Annotated in this window: 14 protein-coding genes; 1 reads left to right on the top strand and 13 read right to left on the bottom strand. The window is 70.7% G+C overall.

What is annotated here, in order from left to right; genetic code table 11:
- Positions 1–114 precede the first annotated feature (114 nt).
- The 13 genes from OHA86_RS13105 to OHA86_RS13045 all read right to left on the bottom strand — a co-directional run bounded on the left by OHA86_RS13105 (position 115) and on the right by OHA86_RS13045 (position 16482).
- Complete coding sequence (locus OHA86_RS13105; protein ID WP_329175187.1) at positions 115–2265, bottom strand: ATP-binding SpoIIE family protein phosphatase; 2151 nt, start codon at positions 2263–2265, stop codon at positions 115–117.
- Positions 2266–2392: 127 nt separating this feature from the next.
- The gene (locus tag OHA86_RS13100; protein ID WP_329182390.1) at positions 2393–2992 is read right to left on the bottom strand and encodes a class I SAM-dependent DNA methyltransferase; all 600 of its coding nucleotides are present in this window, start codon (positions 2990–2992) and stop codon (positions 2393–2395) included.
- A 333-nt stretch (positions 2993–3325) separates the two neighbouring features.
- Positions 3326–4093 carry a cytidylyl-2-hydroxypropylphosphonate hydrolase gene (fomD, locus tag OHA86_RS13095; RefSeq protein WP_329175185.1) on the bottom strand — a complete coding sequence of 256 codons (768 nt, stop codon included), beginning with the start codon at positions 4091–4093 and terminating at the stop codon, positions 3326–3328.
- 23 nt (positions 4094–4116) lie between these two features.
- Positions 4117–5526 (bottom strand): class II fumarate hydratase, encoded by a 1410-nt coding sequence (locus OHA86_RS13090; protein WP_329175183.1) that lies wholly within the window; start codon positions 5524–5526, stop codon positions 4117–4119.
- Between the two features lie 71 nt (positions 5527–5597).
- Entirely contained in the window at positions 5598–7358 is a 1761-nt protein-coding gene (locus OHA86_RS13085; RefSeq protein WP_329182389.1) for a discoidin domain-containing protein, read from the bottom strand.
- Between the two features lie 104 nt (positions 7359–7462).
- Positions 7463–9298, bottom strand: a complete 1836-nt coding sequence (locus tag OHA86_RS13080; protein WP_329175182.1) for an adenylyl cyclase — start codon at positions 9296–9298, stop codon at positions 7463–7465.
- A 97-nt stretch (positions 9299–9395) separates the two neighbouring features.
- Positions 9396–10511: a DUF1996 domain-containing protein gene (locus OHA86_RS13075; protein ID WP_329175181.1), complete on the bottom strand. Its 1116-nt coding sequence runs from the start codon at positions 10509–10511 to the stop codon at positions 9396–9398.
- Between the two features lie 253 nt (positions 10512–10764).
- A complete protein-coding gene (locus OHA86_RS13070; RefSeq protein WP_329175180.1) occupies positions 10765–11661 on the bottom strand; it encodes a YhjD/YihY/BrkB family envelope integrity protein in 897 nt (298 codons plus the stop codon).
- Positions 11662–12465: 804 nt separating this feature from the next.
- Positions 12466–13158: a methyltransferase domain-containing protein gene (locus OHA86_RS13065; protein ID WP_329175179.1), complete on the bottom strand. Its 693-nt coding sequence runs from the start codon at positions 13156–13158 to the stop codon at positions 12466–12468.
- Positions 13158–13289, bottom strand: coding sequence for a hypothetical protein (locus tag OHA86_RS13060; protein WP_329175178.1), 132 nt, complete (start codon positions 13287–13289; stop codon positions 13158–13160). The genes OHA86_RS13065 and OHA86_RS13060 overlap by 1 nt, the downstream gene beginning before the upstream one ends.
- A gap of 119 nt (positions 13290–13408) precedes the next feature.
- The gene (locus OHA86_RS13055) at positions 13409–14083 is read right to left on the bottom strand and encodes a DUF5753 domain-containing protein (protein ID WP_329182388.1); all 675 of its coding nucleotides are present in this window, start codon (positions 14081–14083) and stop codon (positions 13409–13411) included.
- Positions 13968–14564, bottom strand: coding sequence for a DUF6879 family protein (locus OHA86_RS13050; protein WP_329175177.1), 597 nt, complete (start codon positions 14562–14564; stop codon positions 13968–13970). Before OHA86_RS13050 ends, OHA86_RS13055 begins: the two co-directional genes overlap by 116 nt.
- 256 nt (positions 14565–14820) lie before the next feature.
- A complete protein-coding gene (locus tag OHA86_RS13045; protein WP_329175176.1) occupies positions 14821–16482 on the bottom strand; it encodes a fumarate hydratase in 1662 nt (553 codons plus the stop codon).
- Between the two features lie 212 nt (positions 16483–16694).
- Between OHA86_RS13045 and OHA86_RS13040 the strand changes: the two genes are divergently transcribed.
- Positions 16695–17441, top strand: coding sequence for a DUF1707 SHOCT-like domain-containing protein (locus OHA86_RS13040; protein ID WP_443071718.1), 747 nt, complete (start codon positions 16695–16697; stop codon positions 17439–17441).
- The last annotated feature ends 472 nt before the right edge of the window (positions 17442–17913 follow it).

Genomic DNA, 17913 nt, shown 5'->3' with positions numbered 1-17913 from the left:
GCAGCGGAAGGGCGCCGACCGACCCAGCGGTCACCCCAGCCCCGCGGCAGCGGAGGCGTGCCCACCGGCGCAGGCTTCCTGTCCGGGGTACGGGTGCTCCGGGAGGGGGCGAGGTCAGAGGGGGAGCTCGAACCAGACCACCTTGCCCGCGCCCAAGCGAGTCGCTCCCCACCGCTGCGCCATCCGGTTGACGAGGTAGAGCCCGCGCCCGCCCTCCTCCTCGGGCGCCGCGTGGCGCATCCGGGGAAGCAGCGGCGCGTCGTCGCCGACCTCGCAGCGCAGGACATCCGTACGCAGCAGCCGCAGCGTGATCGGCCGTTCGGCGTACCGCACCGCGTTGGTGACGATCTCGCTGACGAGCAGCTCGGCCGCCTCCAACTGGTCCTCAAGGTCCCAGCGGCGCAGCGCCTGGCGGACCAGGCGGCGGGCCCGGCCGGGGGTCTGCGGCTGCGGCTCGAGGAACCAGTAGGCGACGTCGCTGGGCGCGATGCCGTCGAAGCGGGCCGCGAGCAGCGCGATGTCGTCGTCCCGGTCGCCGGGCCCGAGGATCTCCAGCACCTCGTCGCACAGCGGCTCCAGCGGCGGCGGGGAGACGACGGACGCGGCGTCGTGCAGCCGTTCCCGCAGCAGTTCGATGCCGCCCCACACGTCCCGGCTGCGGGACTCCACCAGGCCGTCGGTGTAGAGCAGCAGCGTCGCCCCGGCGGGCGCGGGCAGCTCGACGGCCTCGAAGGGCACCCCGCCGACGCCGATCGGGGCGCCCGGCGGCACCCGGAGCACCTCGGCGAGGCCGTCCGCGTGCAGCAGCAAGGGCGGCGGGTGACCGGCGTTGGCCACGATCAGCCGGTGCGCGATCGGGTCGTAGACGGCGTAGACGCAGGTCGCCATGCGGTCCTGGCCGAGCCGCTGGGCCTGCTCGTCGAGGTGGTAGAGCACCTCCTGCGGGGCCAGGTCGAGCCCGGCCAGCGTCTGGACGGTGGTACGCAGCTGGCCCATGATCGCCGCCGAGGTCATGGAGTGGCCCATGACGTCGCCGACCACCAGCGCCACCCGGCTGCCGGGCAGCGGGATCGCGTCGTACCAGTCGCCGCCGACCCGCGCGGACTCGGCGGCCGGAAGATACCGGCTGGCCAGCTGGACACCGGTGGGCTGGGGGAGCGAGTCGGGCAGCATTTCGCGTTGCAGGGCGTCCGCGATGTACGCCTCGCGCCCGTACAGCACCGCCTTGTCCACGCCCAGCGCGGTGTGCGTGGCGAGCTGGGCGGCGACCAGCAGGTCGTCGGACTCGAACGGCGGCCGGCCCGCCCGCCGCAGCAGGACCGCCGCGCCGATCACCCGGCGCCGGCCGCGCAAGGGGGCGAGCAGCGCCCGGCGCCCGGTGGGCAGGCCGACCGCGTCGTCCGGGTGGCCGAGCAGTTCGGCCAGCGCGTCGGCGGCCCGTACCGAGTCCGCGAAGACCGGGCGGACCCCGCGCAGCACCTCGGCGAGCGGCCCGTCGAGCAGGACGCCGATGGAGTCGCCCGTACCGCCGAACGACGGCTCCATTGTCGGCAGCAGCGCGGGCAGCAGCGGGGTGGCGCCGACCGGTGCGTCGTCGTCGGGCTCCGACGGGCCTTCGAGTCCGCCGTCGGAGCGGCGCAGCCGCAGCCGCAGCGGTCCTGAGGGGCGCTCGTCGCCGACCGGCAGCGGCTCGCGCAGATAGACCAGGATCGCGTCGGCGAAGGCCGGCACCGCTGAGCGGCACAGTCCCAGCAGGATCTCGTCGAGGTCGACCCCGCGGGCGATCCGCCGGGTGGCCGCGCCGACGTAGCGCAGCCGGTCGGCCTCCGGGCCCGTCTGCGCCGGCATCGGGATACGCATCCCCGCCGACTCCTCGTCCGCCGGGTGCCCGGCCGCTTCAATGGGGGTGCCGCGGGACGGGGTGCCGACGAAGGTCGTCGGCGGCTCCCCACCGGGGCGCTGGTCGTGGTGCGGCGCTGCCGCGCCCTGGTCCCGGCCGCCGCAGCCCGCGTCCGGGTCGGGACGGTCGTGGTCGTGGTCGCGGTGTCCCGCCGCCTCCGGCGGCGCGGACCGGTGCGGCGGGTCGGCCGCGTCGTCCTGCGGTGCGCCCGGTCGGGCGGGGGCGTCCGTCAGCGGCCCGGCGGGCGGGCCGGTCAGCGGCTCCGGCACGTTGTCCTTCGGATTCTCCGGCAGGCTGTAGCCGCCACGCGGGTCCGGCGCAGGCGCGGCGGTGTGCCTGGGTGGTCGGGGCGGGTCCGTGGTCACGCGAGTCTTTCCATCCGTCTGTGCGCCACGCGCTGGCCGCGGCGGGATCGGGCCTGATCGGTGTCTGCGTTACCTGCGTTCGTGCCTGGGTTCGTGTCGATGGTGGTGCCCCGGAGGCGTGCCGCGTTCACCCGCGCCGGCAGGAGAGGAAGATCTGCTGCTCGGGCGGCACGTCCGTACTGGCAGGCGCGTACGCGTACGCATCCTCCTTGATCACCTCGAAGCCCGCATCCGTGACGACCTGTCGCAGTTCGTCCCGTAGATAACCGGATACCCGGATCGTGTGACCGAGGAACGGAATCGGCACATCGTCCACATCCGCCTCGACCATCGACAGCGCCAGCAGCCCGCCGGGCTCCAGCAGCGTATGGATCGCCAGCAGGGCGGGCGGGATCTCCGCACGGCGCAGCATCAGCAGCGAGAAGAAGGCGGCGACGCCGGCGAAGGAGCCGGGCGCCAGCGGTTCGCCGGCGGGCAGGTGCGCGATGTCGGCCCGCAGGAACTGCGCCGCCGGGACATTGGCCCTGGCCCTGGTGATCATCCCGGCGGACAGGTCCACGCCGGTGACCCGCAGCCCCGCGTCGGCCAGCTGCCCCGCGGTCGGCAGCCCGGTGCCGCAGCCGAGGTCGAGCACCCGGGAGCCGGGCGGCACCGAGGCCGCCAGCCAGCCGCCCGCGGCGAGCTGGCCCTCCTTGTGCGGGAAGGCCTCGTCGTACCGGTCGCCGATCGCGTCGAAGGCGTCGGCCTGCTCCTCACGCCCCCACGGCCGGTCGTCGGCCGGAACGGCCGGATCGGCGGGGCCGGCCGGGCTGCCCGGTGTGCCCTGCGTCGTCCCATCGCGCTCGTCGCCGCCGGTTCCCACTGTTCAGGGCCTCCCTGACTGCTGCTCGGATCGTGATGGGCTGATGCGGGCCATGCGGGCGTACGTGCGCGCGAACGGCCGCACCCGGTGTGCGCCGGCGCACCGGTGACGCGGCGTCAAACTCTAGGCCGTGACCGGCGTTTGTGCGATGCCCGGAGAACGATCCTACGGTTGGCGGTGAGGGGCGCAACAAGGGGTTCAGGCGGATCGTCTCGCGGGCCGGACCGCGAAACGCTCCTCGGCCCGGTCCCCGCGCTGGTCGCGGCCTATATCCCCGGGATTGTCCGCCGGACGGTCCCAGTCCGCCGGCAGCGCCGGAAGCGGCCACCGCGGGTCGGGCCGCCAGTCCTGCCAGCCCTCGCTGAACGGCGGGCCCCAGGCCCTGATCACCCCGACCGCCCGCAGGCCCGCGCGCCGTACCTGCGCCGCGAGCGCCGCCGGCATCAGGCCGTCGGCCTGCGCCTGGGCGAATTCGTCCTCGTCGAGCCACCGCCAGCTGCGGTCCTGGTGCACCGCGATATCCAGGAAGTGGTCCTCCGAGTCCACTCCGCCCGACCAGCGGCGCAGCGGCTCCTCCAGGTTCACGTACCAGCTGCGGAACCGCCACTCCTGGTCCCAGAACAACCACACCGACCACGGCTCACCCGGACGGGCGAGCTTGAGGACGCCCGCACCCCACCACTTCTCCACCCTGGTGGTCCGCGGCTTGACGTACCGGGTCGCCAGCGGCTCCCGGTGGACCGGTGTACCGTCCGCGAGCACCGGGCGCACCACCGGCGTGCCGGGCGCCATCCACACCGCGAGCAGTTCCGCGTCGTCGCGCACCACGGTCACCGGGCGGGCGATGTGCACCGCGTCCGTACCGTTGCCCCGGTAGCGCCACAGCACCTGCTCGCCGGGCGCCCAGAAGCGCCCCCGCGGTTCTCCTGCCGGGGTCGCGGTCCCCGTCTCGGTATGGGCTGTCATGAACAGAGCTTACGGATCACGTGTTACGGACGGGTCATACGCAACACGTCGAGTGCGTCGTCCAGCTGCTTTTCGGACAGCAGTCCGCGCTCCACATAGCCGCCCTCGATCACCGCCTCGCGGATCGTCCTGTGCTCCGCCAGCGCCCGCTTCGCCACCTTCGCGGCCTCCTCGTAGCCGATGTACCTGTTCAGCGGGGTGACGACGGACGGGGACGACTCGGCGTACTCGCGCGCCCGCTCGGCGTTCGCGGTGATCCCGTCGACCGTGCGGTCCGCGAGCAACCGGCTGACATTGGCCAGCAGGCGCACCGACTCCAGCACATTGCGGGCGATCACCGGCAGCATCACGTTCAGCTCGAAATTGCCCGCCGCGCCCGCCACCGTGACCGTCGTGTCGTTGCCGATCACCTGGGCGGCCACCATCAGCACCGCCTCGGGCACCACCGGGTTGACCTTGCCCGGCATGATCGACGAGCCCGGCTGGAGGTCGGGCAGCGCGATCTCGGCCAGGCCGGTCCGCGGACCCGACGCCATCCAGCGCAGGTCGTTGGCGATCTTCGTCAGCCCCACCGCGATCGTACGCAGCTGGCCGGAGGTCTCCACCACGCCGTCCCGCGCGCCCTGCGCCTCGAAGTGGTCGCGCGCCTCGGTCAGCGGCAGCCCGGTGGCCCGCGCCACCTCGGCGATGACCGCCGCGGGGAAGCCGGGCGGGGTGTTGATGCCGGTGCCGACCGCGGTGCCGCCCAGCGGCAGCTCCGCCAGCCGCGGCAGCGACGCCCGCAACCGCTCGACGCCGTAGCGCACCTGGGCGGCGTAACCGCCGAACTCCTGGCCCAGTGTCACCGGAGTGGCGTCCATCAGATGGGTGCGGCCCGCCTTCACCACCGTGGCGAATTCCGCCGCCTTGCGCTCCAGCGACTCCGCCAGATGGGTGAGCGCCGGGATCAGGTCGCCGGTGACGGCCGCGGTCGCGGCGATGTGCAGGGAGGAGGGGAAGACGTCGTTGGACGACTGGCTGGCGTTGACGTCGTCGTTGGGGTGGACCGGACGGCCCAGCCGCTCGGCCGCCAGGGTCGCGATGACCTCGTTGGCGTTCATGTTCGACGAGGTGCCCGAGCCGGTCTGGAAGACGTCCACCGGGAAGTGCTCGTCCCAGCGGCCGGCCGCGACCTCCTCGGCCGCCTCCGCGATGGCCCCGGCCACCTCCTCGTCCAGGACGCCGAGCTTCGCGTTGGTCCGCGCGGCGGCGGCCTTGATGCGCGCCAGCGCCTCGATGTGCGCCCGCTCAAGCCGCCCGCCGGAGATCGGGAAATTCTCCACCGCCCGCTGCGTCTGCGCCCGCCACTTCGCCGCGGCGGGCACCCGCACCTCGCCCATCGAGTCGTGCTCGGTGCGGTAGCCGCCGTCCGTGGTCGCGTCGCTGTCACTCATACCTATAACAGTGCCCGGGAACACCCGATGTGTTCCCGGGCACTGTCAGGAGCCGCTCCTGCGGACTCCGGTCAGCTGTAGATACCGAACTCGTACAGCGAGTAGCCGTAACCGGTGCCGCGCTGGGTGCCCTGGAGGCGGACGTAGCGGCCGGTGCCGCTCACATCGAGGTCGTCGATGTTGCCGTTGCCGTCGGTCACCGACTTCACCGTCGTCCAGTTCTGCCCGTCGTCGGAGGTCTGGATGTCGTACGCCTTCGCGTACGCGGACTCCCAGGCGAGCTGGACGTGCTTGAACGTGGTGCTCCGGCCCAGGTCGACCTGGACCCACTGCGGGTCGCTCCAGTCGCTCGACCAGCGGGTGGTGTAGCTGCCGTCGACCGCGTCGGCCGCGGTGCAGGGGCAGCCGCCGGTCGGGTCGGTCTGGAAGGACGAGGCGGTGGCGGGCTTGTTCAGGGCCACGTTGGTGCCGTCCGCCTTCGGCGGCACGATACGCACCGACTTCGAGCCGTAGCCCACATTGCCGTGCGTGTCGGTGGCCTTGACGTAGGCGATGTAGACGCCGACCTTGTCCGGCGCGGTGGCGCTGAGCGAGCCGCCGCCGTTGTCGGTGGTGGCGGCCGGGGCGAGGGCGCCGTTGTTGTCGATGTAGAGGCTGCTGAAGAGCACCTGGTAGCTGATCGGGTCGTTCTCCGGGTCGCTGGTCCTGGTGCTGATCGTCACCCTGCCGCCGGCCGGCACCCCGGCGGTGGCGTCGGTGACGCTCATGTCGGCCACCTGCGGCGGCAGGTTGTCGCCCGCGGTGCTGCCGCCGAACGCCCGCTTCACCGCGTAGTACGAGGGCCGCTTGAGCCCGTCGGGGACCAGGTTGAACCAGATGCCGCCGAAGTCGTCCTCGTTGCCGTAGTGGAAGAGCGTGGCGCCGAGCGCGACGCCCTGGTGCGAGGTGACGCAGTTCCAGGCGTTGGTGTAGCCGTCGGCCTTCTGCTGGTCGGTCGGCTCGTCGGCCACCCCGTTGGCGTCGTTCTGCACCTCCCACGAACCGGCCGGGCCGCCCTCGGTCACGATGTACGGCTTGTCGTAACCGCCCGCCTCCCAGGCGGACTTCACATTGCAGACGTCCTTGTAGGAGTTGACCGCGAGCAGGTCGAGGTCCGGGGTGTTCTTCTTGTAGTACGGCCAGGCGCCGGTCCAGGCGTCGGTGGACGTCACCGGGTGGTTCGGGTCGATCGCGTGGATCGCCTTCGACAGGTCGTTGACGAACGTGGTGTACGCGTTGCGCTGCTGCTCCAGCTCGTCGCCGCTGTAGCAGTTCTGCAGGCCGAGCACCGACTCGTTGCCGACGTCCCACATCAGCACACCGGGGTTGTCCTTGTAGGTGTTCACCCACTTCGGGAACTCGGCCAGCATGTCCGACTTGTAGGTGGTGTCCGTCAGGTAGTTGACGCAGCCGCCGGAGCCGGGACCGCCGCCCGGCTGGAGCCAGAAGCCGGCGATGACCTTGATGCCGTTGGCCGCCGCCGCGTCGAACAGCGGGGCGCTGGTGGCGTCGGTTCCCCAGGTGCGGATCGTGTTGACGCCCATCTTCGCCACGTCCGGCAGGTCCTTGGCCGCGTCACCGGGGGGCGGGCCCCAGGTGAGCCCCTTGACCTCGTAGGGGGCGCCGTCCACGGTGAGCTGCCAGTTGCCCTGCGAGCCGGTCACCTTGACCACGCTGCCCGCCGCGTGCGCGGCGGGTGCCTGGAGCACGGCCAGGCCGGCGACGGCCAGCGCGGTCGCCGCGAGCGGGGCCACCGCGCGGCGGGCCCGCCCGGTGCGGAAGGGTCGGTGCATGCTGTCCTCCTTGGTACGGGTGCGAGTGCGGGTCCTGCGGGCGCCGGGGGCGCCGGGGATGCTCGGGTCGCCGGGGTCGCCGGGGGAGTGGTCCGCGCGGCGGGTCACGGGTAGCTCACCAGGTAGGAGATGCCGGTGTTGGCGCTGTTCACCGGGTCGCCGGCGGTGTTGATCACGTGGCTGATCGTGCCGTCGCCGCCGAGCGAGACGGTGACCAGGTCGTGGAAGGCCACCCCGGCCCGGTCCGGCACCTGGAAAGCGTTCTCCGCGACGACGGTCGGGTCGTTCAGGAAGAGGCAGTAGCTGCCGACCCCCCACGCCTCGTGCGAGGTGACGGCGTCCGCCACCCGGTAGGCCGGGTAGCCGTTCCGCGAACCGTCCGTCCAGGCCGCCTGGTTCGGCGGGTCGTAGGGCATCTCGTTCTGGAAGAAGTACGTACGCCCGCCGTTGCCGTTCCACACCACCTCGGCCTTCTGGTGGTGCTCCACGAACAGCCCGTACATCGTGACGTTCGCCCCGTTGACGACCAGGCCCGTGTCACTGGTGTTGACGTCCCAGCCGACCCCGCTGCCGTGGTCGGCGCGCCACAGCCACAGGTTGTCGCCGATCACGTCCGAGCTGTTGATCTCCACGCTGACCGTCGCTCGGCCCGCCTGAGCGCCGCCGATCCGGACGAAGACGTCCTGCAGCAGCGTCGGATCGGCCGCGTGCCCGGCCGACGCACCCTGCGGGCCGACCCTGACCAGGACCGCCGAATTCGCCGCGCCCGCGTCGATCAGCAGACCCGAGATCTTCACGCCGTCGACGTCGGCCACCGACAGCGCGGTGATCCCACCGCCGGGTACCAGCGTCGCGATGCCCAGGCCCAGCACCACCGTGCCCGCCCGGGTCACCTCGACGGTCGCGTCGAGCTGGTAGACGCCGGGGGTGACCAGCAGGTGCTTGCCCTGCGCCAGCGCCGCGTTGATCGTCGCGGTCGAGTCGCCCGGCTTGGCGACGTGGAAGTCGCTCAGCGGTATCGACTCGCCCTGTGCGCCGCCGCTCCAGGTGACGCCGCTGGCCGCGGTCCGCAGCGCGGGCACGAACACCTGGTAGGCACCCGAGCCGTCGACGTACAGGAACGGCTTCTCGCGGACCACCGGGGCCCGGTCGACCACCGTGTGGGAGGGGTTGGGGAAATTCTGCGGGGGCGCTCCGTCGACTCCGACGAAGACCATGTTCCACACCGAGCCGTCCCACGAGCCCAGCGTGCTGCTGCGGGTCAGCCACTGCTGCTGGGAGCCGGACACGACCCGGCCGTCGACCTTGCAGTCGGCCATGAAGCCGCCGCTGGACCAGCCGTCGTAGCCGTTCCACAGCGGGACCTCGCCGCGGATGTGGACCCGGCGCAGCGGGGCGGCCTGCGAGACCGCCCACCGGTTGCTGCCGCCGGTCGGCGTCACCGACAGGTTCTCGGCGCTGCGCCAGAAATTCTGTGTGGCGTTGCCCTGCATCCAGTCGGCCTCGACATGCACCAGGCCGTGGATGTCGACGTCGTCGGGGGACAGGCCGAGGCCGGCCACATGGGTGTAGAAGCCGACGTTGACGTCGAGGCCGTCGTAGGTGCCCGGCTTGAAGAGCAGCGCGAAGCGCTCGGTGCCGAACTGGTTGCTCTCCTGGGTCGAGAAGACGCTGCTGACCTTGGCCTGGATGTCGGCGATCGGCATGGCGGGGTCGAAGATCAGCACATTGGGGCCGAGGTCCGGGTCCGCGGCGGCGGCGGAGGTGCCGGTGGTCCTGGTGGTGGCGGTGGTGCCGGTGCTCGCTGTGCTGCCGGGCGCCGCCGTGGCCCGGCCGGCCAGCACCGGGGTGGCCGCGAGGGCCGCCAGCGCGCCGAGGGCCGCGCGCCGGGAGAAACCGCTGGTGGGGGGTGGGGCGGGGGGAAGTGCGGGGGCGTTCATACATCACCTGTGATCTTGGGGGGACAGGTCTGAACCTTTGGAGAGCGCTCTCCCAGGGGGCTTGAGAGAACCCGCCCGGGAGAGCGCTCCGGGCGGGTCAGTGGATGAGCTGGTAGTTGCTGTCGAGGACGGCGCCCTTGGCCGGCTGGGACTCGTCGTAGCCGTGGGGGTCGCACTGGAGGCCGCCGTTGATGCAGTGCGTGACCATGGCGGACTGGGTGGCGGTGTCCCAGTCGGCGAAGAAGTCGTAGTGGAAGGAGAAGCCCGCGCCGCTGGCCAGGCGTATCTGTGACATGTCGCCGTTGACGGGCCAGGCCATCTTGAACTCGATCATCGGCAGCGCGACCGGGTGGTCGGCCGGGCACGCGTTGATGTTCGCGCCCGTCGCGATCGGGTAGGCCATGTGGCTCTTGTGGTCGGGGGTGTCCAGGTGGATGCCGTCCCAGCAACTGGGCGCCTGGAGACGGATGTTCAGTTCCGTGTCAGGGGTGGTCGGGCAGCTCGCGGGGAAGTTCCAGTTGTGGTAGCTCTGACCGCACTCCCAGCCCTCGACGGTTCCCTTGAGGTTCTTGAACTCGTCCTGGGTCTGCACCGGGCTGCCGACCACGAACCGCAGCCCCTTGGGGAAGGGCCGCACCGAGGTGTAGTCGTTCACGGACGACTTGTAGTAGATCGTCTGCGGTCCGACCGGCAGGATCTTCTGGTCGCCCTTGAAGAGCGAGGGCATCCAGTACGCCGACTTGTCGCCGGGTGCCAGGCACGCCGTGCCGCCGGCCGCCTCCAGCGAGGCGGTGGTGGAGTTGGCGTTCGTGCTGGTGTTGCCCATGAAGGTGTGGTCGTGGGACTTGCCGGGCTGGCCCGGGTAGACGATCGGGTCGTCCGGGGCGGTGTGGTCCGGTGAGCACTTGGCCTGGAATTCGTGGAAGTACGCGTGCGGCGGGTCGTACGTCGAGGGCGTCACTCCGGTCACCGGCGGGTTGGCCATGATGTAGCCGTCGCCGTCCGGGTCGTCGCCCGACGTCTGGTTCGACACCGCCATACCCGGCATCTCCGCCATCGCGTTGGCGGGCTGCTGGGCCGGCTTCGCGGCGGCGATGGTCGGTGTGCTCGCCGCCGCGTTCGCGGTGAGCGCGACACCGCCGATGCCCAGTCCGGTTGCGGCGAGTGACAGGGCGATCAGCAGCCCCGGGATCCTTCTGGTCCGCCGTGCCATGGAGACCTCCTGCTCGGTGTTGCCACATGGGGGGTCTGACGGCGCGTCGCGACGGTGGGTGCCGTGCCGGCTCCGTCAGTTCGGGAGAGCGCTCTCCCGAGCACGGAATGTTCCGCTCCCAATAAGCACATGTCAACGATTGATGAACTGCCGAGGCGGGGACAAACCCCGCACACCGCCGCCGCGCGTCGCGCTGGCCTGCGGTGTCGTGGGCCTGTGGGAGGTTTGTGAAGGAAGTGGCAGGGGTGCCGGGTCAGTCGATCGCGCCGCCGGCACCGTCGGAGCGCCACCGCACTCCGGGGGTGGCCTCCTCGGGCTCCTCGTACCAGCCCTCCTGGCGGCGCGGCCGGGGGATCTCGGCGCCTCTGCGCAGGATCCGCACATCGCGCAGGTGCCGGCCGAGCAGGGCGCCGCCGAAGACCACGAAGCCGACGCCGACCAGCCAGGTCACCACCGTCAGGACGGTGCCGACCGGCCCGTACGCGTCACCGTTGCTGACCATCAGCTGCGCGAAGAAGAGCTGCGAGAAGACCCGCAGCCCGGCCAGCCCGAGCATGGTGAAGACCGCTCCCGGCAGCGCGGTGCGCACATCGATCTTGCCGCCGAGCAGGAAGCGCTGGCCCCAGGCGAAGAAGGCCACCCCGAGCCCGAAGGTGAGGGTGATCCTGGCGATGCCGCGCAGCGGGCCGCTGCCCATGGCGGCGGCGCTCTGCGACTCGCTGAACAGGTACGCCGTCAGCACGGCGAGCCACACCGCCCGCCGCCAGTCCCGGTGCCAGGGCCCCGACGGCAGGTCCCAGATCTTGCGGTAGCCGGTCTCGACGCTCGCCACGAAGGTCAGCCCGAAGTAGGCGAGCGAGGCCAGGCTCCAGGCGCTGGTGGCGCTCAGCACGGTCCTGGGCGCGGCGAAGAGGGTCCGCACGCTGTGCGAGCCGTCGGCGTCCAGCCCCATGCCGTCCACGACCCATTGCGCGAACCCGGGTCTGTGCTCCCACGGCGTGGCCGCCGCGACCACCACGAGCAGCGGCATCAGCGTCACGAAACCCAGGGCCGCGAAACCCATCGAACGGTGCATCAGTTCGATGTGTGTGGCCTGCTTCCACAACCGCCCGGCCGCGGACCGCTTCCAGGCGCTCATCAGCCCGGCCATGGCACCACCTTCCCCCAGCGTCACCGCTGTGGATACCGGCCGAGGTCCCTCCGACGCAACTCGGCCGCCGCGGCTACCCCTTACGCCCCCATTCGGGCGCCCGCCACCGGACCTGACGCCCCGAATCCCCCCGACCCGCCCGGGGGGCCGGTGACGGCCTTCCGGTGACCCTGGACCAGGCGGCCGGCGGCCCGGGTTCAGACCCGGGGTGGTCCCGGACCAGGCGCCGGATCGGGCAACTGGCCCGGCCCCGGATCAGGCAGCTGGCCCGGCCCCGGGTCAGGCGCCGGGTCGCAGCGGGATCGAGGTGAAGGTCGGCGCCGGGACGGCCAGGGAACGGGATTTCCTGGTGCGTCCAGCCAGACCACTTCCGACTCCGCCGTCACCGTCAGGCCGAACCGGTCGAAGCTCGGTTGGCCCTGAGCTTCCCACCACCGATAGGCGGTCTCGACTTCTTCCCACAACCTCCGTGGCCCGGCCTGTACGACCTCGAACTCAGTGCGGCCCTCCGCGTAGTCCACTGTCGCCCACGACGTGACGTCCGTATCGCGGAGCCAGAGCGTGTAGGAGCCGTCCCCGTATGTCTCGGCCCAGGGGAAGGCGTCGGGGACCTGGACACCGATGGCGAACATCACCTGCCAGTCCCCGACCGCTTCCGGGGACAGCTCCGTGCTGGTGACGATTCCGTCCGCGGGCCACTCCTGGCCGTTCAAGTACGCGCGGACGTGACGTCGTCGGGCGCGCTGATCGCGCATCCGCATGAAGGCCGATGAGCCGAGGAAATGGCCGCACGCCGTGCCGTCGTCACCGACGACGAGACGGACAACGGCTTCTCCGCCGTACGCCGGTTCCCCAGGGGGCGACGACCACACCCCCCGGCTTTGTCTGCTCCACCCAGGCGTGCGGGATGCTGCCGACCGAGCACGTGGCTATGACGCGGTCGTACGGGGCCTTCTGCGGGTATCCCCGTGCTCCGTCACCCACGACGGCCAGGGGGTTGAAGCCAACGTCCTGGAGACGCACCCTGGCTTCCCTGGCGCACGCCTCGTCCACCTCGACCGTGACGACGTTCTCGGGGCCGACACGGTGGCACAGCAAAGCCGCGTTCCAGCCTGTTCCGGTGCCGATTTCCAGCACCCGGTCCTCGTCTTCGACACTCAGGGCGTCGAGCATGGAAAAGACCATGGTCGGCATGGAACTCGAGCTCGACGGGATCTTCCCTTTTCCGGGACCGGTGTACGCGCCGTCGTCCCACTGGGTGGTGATCGGGGCATCCCGATAGGCGGCCTGCCACCATACGTCGGGCTCTTCCGGGCGGATGACCCGGTCATCCTGCCTGTTCATACCTGCTCGGCCGGGCCAGATTGTGTCGGGCAGGAAGAGATGCCGGGGGACCCGCTGATACGCGGGGAGCCAGTCCGATGTCAGTACGACCTTTTGTGTGAGCACGGAGACCAGGCCATCGGGACCGGCCTCCGCCGTTTCGTGCTCAGTCATCACTTCCCGTCCGCCAGTCCCTGACCGTCGTTCGTGTTCCCGCCTTCATCGGAGCCGCCCCCGCCGTGCTTGTTGCCGGAGTCGCTGTCGTCCTGGCCGCCGTCGGCCATGGTGAGCCGCCACGTGTTCATCAGATTTCTCCTTGGTCGGTGGCGCCGAGTGAATCCGCCCCGGCGGGCGTCTCCATAGGGAGGCCTGAGTGCCTCCGCCCCGGTCGCCCGACCAGGTTATGGACGGAGCCGGGATTTTCCTAGCGGGTTTCCTGTTCCGTCAAGAATCCGTCCCGGATGCCTGCGAGCATGGCCCGCATGTCATCGCCTGCTATTGCCATGGCGTGAAATCCTTCGAACTTCCGAACGTAGAGAGCGATGTCTCTCGGGTCGGTGACCATCATTTCCGCGTGAGTCGTCTCGACCGTAACCATGCGATCATCCCGGATGACGAACGAATGTCCGGGTACGTCATCCTGCGCCGAGGCAAGGCAAACGACCCGTATGTCCACGTTCGGCAGGCGAGAGACCGAAATTATCCTGTCGAGCTGGCCAGCCATCATTGTGGGCGGGAGGGTGCGCCACCGCAGTACAGGCTCCGTGATGACGAACCGAAGTGTCTTCCCGGAGTCGTAGAGGACACCCTGCCGTTCGAGTCGCGCGGCGATGGTCCGCGACAGTACCTCGTCCCCGAGCCTCTTCTTTCCAAGGATCGCCCGAACATATTCGGGAGTCTGCAGGAGTCCGGGGACCAGCGACGGCTGGAAGAGCCGCAGCAGGGACATCGACTCTTCGAGGGCCGCAATCTGTTGCTGTTTTCTATGGAAGCCGAGGCGGCGGATCAGGCGCCACGCCGTGGCTTCTGTAGCGTCTGCCCGTGCGGAAGCTATGTACTCGGCCTTGACTTCCTCCGAGACGCCAAGCGCGGTGAGGATGCGCCATGGCGGCATCCCTGTAGGCGATGAATTCCGCCGCCCGTTCGACGGGCAGAAACTCGGGGCCGACAAACGCTCCCGTCCCGTCGTACCGCATGACGACGGGAGTCGTCTCATCGAACATCCAAAAGTCGGGTACGCCGCCGAGAGGGTTCTCCCTGTCGGTGACATCGAGAATGAAGAACTCTTCTCCGCCCGTCATGTTGGTGACGTATCCCCATCCGAGTTCATAGCGGAGATACTCGGTGAGCGGACGGGAAACGATGTGAACCCGATACATGCGCTTACCGTTGTCGATGGCGGCACGAACAGTCTCGACCCATCCGGCGTTGTATCCCTCGGGCTTCGACTCACCGGCCAGGAAGGCCCGCAGATTATCTGCACTCGATGGAACGTTGTAGTCGGCGAGGATTTCAAGTCGGAAGGCTTCTCGCTCGAACGTTGTGAAACGTTCTGCGAGGTCACTGGAGGAGCTGATCACGAATTGCCTCCGTTCTCACACGTGCTGACACGTTTCGTGACTCGCACCTGTGCCCCCTTACCGCTCGCTGCGTCTCGTTCGATGCTCTCGGCATCGCCGGTGGAGGCGCAAGAGGGTGGGCTTTCCACAACAGGAAACCGGGACAACGGCGCGGCGGCACTGACAGGTCCGGGTGGGGCGGCCGTGGTTGAGGGCGCCCGGCATTCCGGACGCCTCAACCACGGTCAGGGGGCTCCCCGTTGCTGTCGCCGGGGGGTCAGCTCAGTCCCGGCGCCCTGACGGGGATCGAGGTGAAGGTCGGCGACGGGGTCGGGTCGGTGAAGAAGTCGTTGCCCTTGTCGTCCACGACGACGAACGCCGGGAAGTCCTCGACCTCGATCCTCCACACCGCTTCCATGCCCAGTTCGGCGTATTCGAGGACGTCGACCTTCTTGATGCAGTCCTGGGCGAGCCGGGCCGCGGGGCCGCCGATCGAGCCGAGGTAGAAGCCGCCGTGGGTGGCGCACGCGTCGGTGACCTGCTGGGACCTGTTGCCCTTGGCGAGCATCACGAACGAGCCGCCCGCCGCCTGGAACTGCTCGACGTAGGCGTCCATCCGGCCGGCCGTGGTCGGGCCGAACGAGCCGGAGGCGTAGCCCTCGGGGGTCTTGGCGGGTCCCGCGTAGTAGACGGCGTGGTCGCGCAGGTACTGCGGCATCTCCTCGCCCGCGTCCAGCCGTTCCTTGATCTTCGCGTGCGCGATGTCGCGGGCGACGACCAGCGGGCCGGACAGCGACAGCCGGGTCTTGACCGGGTATTTGGTCAGCTCGGCCCGGATCTCGGCCATCGGGCGGTTGAGGTCGATACGGACGACGTCCTCGTCCAGGTGCTCGTCGGTGGTCTCCGGCAGGAAGCGCGCCGGGTCGGTCTCGAGCTGTTCGAGGAAGACGCCCTCCGCGGTGATCTTCGCGAGCGCCTGCCGGTCGGCCGAGCAGGACACGGCGATGGCCACCGGGCAGGACGCGCCGTGCCGGGGGAGCCGCACGACCCGGACGTCGTGGCAGAAGTATTTGCCGCCGAACTGCGCCCCGATCCCGATGGTCTGGGTCAGCTCGAAGACCTTCTGCTCCAACTCCTTGTCCCGGAAGCCGTGTCCGGTCGCCGAGCCCTCGGCGGGCAGTTCGTCCAGGTAGTGCGCGGAGGCGTACTTGGCCGTCTTGAGGGCGAATTCGGCGCTGGTGCCGCCGACCACGATCGCCAGGTGGTACGGCGGGCACGCGGCCGTACCGAGCGAACGGATCTTCGCCTCGAGGAACTTCATCATGGAGGCCTCGTTCAGTACGGCCTTGGTCTCCTGGTAGAGGAAGGACTTGTTGGCGCTGCCGCCGCCCTTGGCCATGAAGAGGAATTTGTACGCGCCGCCGTCGGTGGCGTACAGCTCGATCTGGGCCGGCAGGTTGGAGCCGGTGTTCTTCTCGTCCCACATGGTCAGCGGCGCCATCTGCGAGTAGCGCAGGTTGAGCTTGGTGTAGGCGTCGTAGATGCCGCGGGAGAGCGCTTCCTCGTCGCCGCCCGAGGTCAGCACCTGCTGGCCGCGCTTGCCCATGACGATGGCGGTGCCGGTGTCCTGGCACATCGGCAGCACGCCGGCCGCGGCGATGTTGGCGTTCTTGAGCAGGTCGAGCGCCACGAAGCGGTCGTTGGGGCTGGCCTGCGGGTCGTCCAGGATGCGGCGCAGCTGGGCGAGGTGGGTCGGGCGCAGATAGTGCGAGATGTCGTGCATCGCCTCGGCGGCGAGCAAGCGCAGCGCCTCCGGCTCGACGGTGAGGAAGGTGCGCCCCTCGGCCTCGAAGGTGCCGACCCCTTCCGCCGTGATCAGGCGGTAGGCGGTGGTGTCCTCGCCGAGAGGGAGCAGATCCGTATATTCGAACTCGGGCATAAGGGGCATTCCTCACTCGGCTGCGTCGTCGCTGAAGCCCGTCCAGCATACGAGCGCGCGGGCCGCCGTACGGCTGTGAGGTAGCGCTCACCGCCCGGCCGACCCTGGTGCCCTGGCGCCCCGGACGGCCCGACCCCTAAGGGTCGGATGGGGGTCAGCTCCGGCCGCTTTCGGGGTAGTCGCGATCTATCGCGTCTGTGTACGGTGGGCCGGTGGATGAATCGCAGCTCCAAAAGCCCGCGCAGCAGCCCGTAGAGCCCGTGCGGCGCCCGGAGACGGCCGTCGCGGCCCCGTCCGCCGCTGCGCCCGCCACCTCCGGGCCCGCTGCCTCCGCGCCCGCCGCGGAGGCGGACCTGCGCGCCTCGGACGCCGACCGGGACCGGATCGCCGACATCCTGCGCGAGGCGCTGGCCGAGGGCCGGCTGGACTCGGCCGAGCACTCCGAGCGCCTCGACCGGGTCTACGCGGCCAAGACGCTCGGCGAGTTGCTGCCCCTGGTGCGCGACCTGCCGGTGGGGCGTACGGCGTCCCCGGCGCCCGCCCCCGCCTACCGCGGCCACGCGGGCGACGGCAGCGGCGAGAACCCCCACCTGGTCGGCATCCTCGGCGGCGCCGAGCGCAAGGGCCGCTGGCGCGTCGGGCACAAGATCACCGCGGTCGCGATCCTGGGCGGCGTCGAGATCGACCTGTCCGAGGCCACCTTCACCGCGCCGGAACTGGTCATCCACTGCACCGCCGTGATGGGCGGGGTCACCATCAAACTGCCGGAGAACGTGACACTGCGCGGCGGCGGTGTGATCGGCATCATGGGCGGCTCCGACATCAAGGCCTACGAGTCCACGGACCCCGGCGCCCCCGTGGTCCGGGTGGACGGGTTCGCCTTCTGGGGCGGCGTGGAGGCGAAGGCCAAGCGCGGCAAGAAGGTCAAGGACTGGACCCGCAAGCACCTCGGCAACTGACGCCGCCCGGCGCCTGGTTCGCCCCCCGGGGGGAGGCCGGGGCGTCGGCCCGGAGTGCCCCGCACGGAGGCCGGGGCGTCGGCCCGGCCCACCCCGGGGGCGGGAGGCCGGTGCGCCCGGCCGGCGCACGCCGGCGCCCAACGCGACCGCCCCGCCGCCGGGTTAGGGGCGGCGCGCACCCACCCGTGCAACCCCCCTGGGGCAGTTGGGAAGGCCGTGGCAGGGGTTAATTCTTGTGGCGTGTGTGCGCCACGAATGTTGCGTGTTCACGCCAAGTGCAGGTCAGTGGGGGTATCGGTGCGTGACCGGACGTGAACACGGTGCGCATGAAGTCGCGCACAGCGGGTAGGGGAACTGGACACGCCGCCGCGCTGCCGCCGCCGCACGCTGCGCACGGGGAGCAGTCGGCGCGGGCCAGCGTGGCACACCACGAGCCGTCGTCAGGAGTTTCCCGTGCTTCAACCGATCGAGC

This window comes from Streptomyces sp. NBC_01477, assembly GCF_036227245.1.
GTDB lineage: Bacteria > Actinomycetota > Actinomycetes > Streptomycetales > Streptomycetaceae > Actinacidiphila.
Note: the sequence above shows the minus strand (reverse complement) of the source record. Positions and strands in the feature narration are given on the sequence as shown.